3 protein-coding genes are annotated in these 2,807 nt (G+C 62.7%); 1 reads left to right on the top strand and 2 read right to left on the bottom strand.

What is annotated here, in order from left to right; genetic code table 11:
* Positions 1 to 727 precede the first annotated feature (727 nt).
* Positions 728 to 1,720, top strand: coding sequence for an MDR family oxidoreductase (locus ERD80_RS15190; protein ID WP_136547477.1), 993 nt, complete (start codon positions 728 to 730; stop codon positions 1,718 to 1,720).
* 10 nt (positions 1,721 to 1,730) lie between these two features.
* On the opposite strand, the gene ERD80_RS15185 is transcribed toward ERD80_RS15190, so the two are convergent.
* Positions 1,731 to 2,510, bottom strand: a complete 780-nt coding sequence (locus ERD80_RS15185) for a heme ABC transporter ATP-binding protein (protein WP_136547475.1) — start codon at positions 2,508 to 2,510, stop codon at positions 1,731 to 1,733.
* The coding region (locus ERD80_RS15180; protein ID WP_136547473.1) for an iron chelate uptake ABC transporter family permease subunit at positions 2,503 to 2,807 on the bottom strand (305 nt) is incomplete at its 5' end. The genes ERD80_RS15185 and ERD80_RS15180, both read right to left, overlap by 8 nt.

Below are 2,807 nucleotides of genomic sequence, written 5' to 3'. Positions count from 1 at the left end.
GTCTGGCGCAGCAGCGTCAGCACGCCGCTGCGTGTATCGGCCAGCGAGACCACTACCGCGGCTACGTCGGTGAAATCGGTATTATCCAGCGTCACCACGTCGCGCGCGGTGTTGAGACTCAGGCTTGGCGCTACCGCTACGCTGGCAGCAATTTTCAATGGGTTCATAACACAAATCCCCGTAATGAAGGATGAGTGGGTGCCAGTGGCACAGCAATGAGGAAATTTCCCCGGCGAATAACGTCCGGCGGCCGCAACCGATAGACATCAGTAAAGCCAGATCGCGTCTGTCTTTACTCATATCCAACAGCGAACGGGGCGTAGCCTCACCGCATGGTGAGCGGGAAATGCGAACAACAGATGACAGAGGCGCGCTTGTCATGAAGCGCACGGCGACAAGTGCAGATGTGCATTGTACCGGACATGGCGGCGTCCTCAGCGATGAAGATGGGGAAGAAATTCGGGCGACATGATGGCATCTTTTTTTACCGGGAACAACCAATCAGGGCGGAATTTTGATGCAGAACGCCAACGCGCTACTTCATTGATTTACATGAATAATAGTTAAGGCGCCTATTTTTAACTGCCTGAATAGTCGAAGATTACGCAAAGTTATGCAGAATGTAACACCGGTATGATAGCGACCGCCTGCCGCACCCATCCGCCTGGCACTCCCTGCGGCAGAAGCGTACTATGGAGCGCACTTCTCCCAACCAGCCGGAGGCTGCATGTTCAAGGCACTGGTCATTGAAAATGATGAACAGGGATACCGCACATCCCTGCAGGATCTGTCAGAGCAACAATTGCCCGATCAGGATGTTACCCTCGAAGTAAGCTACTCCACCCTCAACTACAAAGACGCGCTGGCCATCTGTAATAAAGGGCCGATTGTGCGCCAGTTTCCTATGGTGCCAGGCATCGATTTTGTTGGCCGGGTGATCCACAGCCGTCATCCGGAGTGGCAGCAGGACGATGTTGCGCTGCTCACCGGCTGGGGCGTGGGTGAAAAACACTGGGGTGGGCTGGCGCAGAAAGCCAGCGTCTCCGGCGACTGGCTGGTCAAGGTCCCGGCGGCGCTCAGCCCGCTGCAAACCATGGCGATTGGCACCGCCGGCTTTACCGCAATGCTGTGCGTGCTGGCGCTGGAAAAACAGGGCATCACACCGCAGCACGGTCCGGTACTGGTTACCGGTGCCAGCGGCGGCGTGGGCAGCTTCAGCGTGAGCCTGCTGGCACGTCTCGGCTATGAGGTGGTGGCATCCAGCGGCCGCGCCAGCGACAGCGTCTACCTGCTCGATACGCTCGGCGCCTCCGCGATTATCGACCGTAACGAACTGAGCGCGCCCGGCAAACCGCTGGCGAAAGAGCGCTGGGCCGCCGCGATCGATAGCGTCGGCAGCCACACGCTGGCCAATGTGTTAGCCGGGATCCAGCGCGACGGCGTGGTCGCCGCCTGCGGCATGGCGCAGGGCCTCGATCTGCCCACCAGCGTTGCGCCGTTTATTCTGCGCGGCGTTACGCTGGCCGGCGTGGACAGCGTGATGTGCGCCAAACCGCTGCGTCAGCAGGCGTGGCAGCGTCTGGCGGAGCTGGTTGACGGCGCGCTGCTGGAGCAAATGACCAAAGTGATTCCACTGAGTGAGGCGCGCGCAGGCGCAGAACAGCTGCTGGCGGGCCAGGTGCGTGGGCGGTTGATTGTCGATTGCCGCCAGGTGCCCTGACCCGGTGCAGTTATGGCCGCAGCTGTATCTGCGGCCGATCCTGCGCTGGCGGCGTAACCACCTGCAGGTCGGCCTGATACCAGCGCGTCAGGATCGGTTCGGTCATCACCGCGTGCGATGCGCCCTGCGCCACCAGCTGGCCGTGGTGTAACAACAACACCCGATCCGACCACAGTGAGGCCAGATTCAAATCGTGCAGCACCGCGCAGACGCTGAAGCGGCCATTGCGCGTCAGCCGGTGCAGCAGGCGCAGAGTAGACTGCTGCCAGTAAAGATCGAGCGCGGAGGTGGGTTCATCCAGCAACAGCCAGCCGCGCGGGCCGTCGTCATGCCATAGCTGCGCCAGCACCCGGGCCAGCTGCACGCGCTGCTGCTCCCCGCCCGACAGCGAGCGATAGTCGCTCTGCGCCAGCGGCGCGCTGCCGGTTAACTGCATCACCTCCTGCACCACCGCCTGGCAGTTATCGGTCGGCCAGGGTGCGCGCCCCATCGCCACCACGTCGGCAGCCGGCAGCGGAAAGGTGACGCTGTTTTGCTGGCGCATCACCGCGCGGCGCTGCGCCAGCGGTTCGCGTGGCCAGGCCGCCAGTGGACGATCGCCCAGCCAGCACTCGCCGGCGTCCGCGTGCAGAAAGCCGGTCAGCAGCCGCAGCAGCGTCGACTTACCGGCACCGTTAGGACCGATCAGGGCAACCATTTCGCCCGGCGGCAGCGTCAGGGAAACATCATTGATTAAGGTACGCGTTCCCCGGCAAAACCGCAGTCCGCGCGCCTGCAACTGCTCACTCATTCAGCCCCCTTTGCTGGCGCAGAATCTGCCACAGGAACCACGGCCCGCCCAGCAGACTGGTTAGCAGCCCGACCGGCATTTCGGCCGGAATCACCACGGTGCGCGCCAGCGTATCCGCCAGCAACAGCAGAATCGCTCCTGCCAGCGCCGCGCCCGGCAGCAGCCAGCGGTGGTCACTGCCGAGACAAAAACGCATCACGTGCGGCACCACCAGCCCGACAAAACCGATAATGCCGCTGACCGCCACCGCCGTGCCCACCAGCAGCGCACTCAGCACCAGCAGCTGGCGCTGCGTGC

The sequence above is a fragment of the Pantoea sp. R102 genome, from assembly GCF_004916815.1.
GTDB classification, from domain to species: domain Bacteria; phylum Pseudomonadota; class Gammaproteobacteria; order Enterobacterales; family Enterobacteriaceae; genus Pantoea; species Pantoea dispersa.
The sequence above is the reverse complement of the archived record's forward strand: the minus strand, read 5'-3'. Positions and strand labels throughout refer to the sequence as shown.

Bases quoted from the DNA above. Each gene is read 5' to 3' on its own strand.
- ERD80_RS15185 (WP_136547475.1), bottom strand. From the start codon at position 2,510: ATGAGTGAGCAGTTGCAGGCGCGCGGACTGCGGTTTTGCCGGGGAACG.
- ERD80_RS15190 (WP_136547477.1), top strand. From the start codon at position 728: ATGTTCAAGGCACTGGTCATTGAAAATGATGAACAGGGATACCGCACA.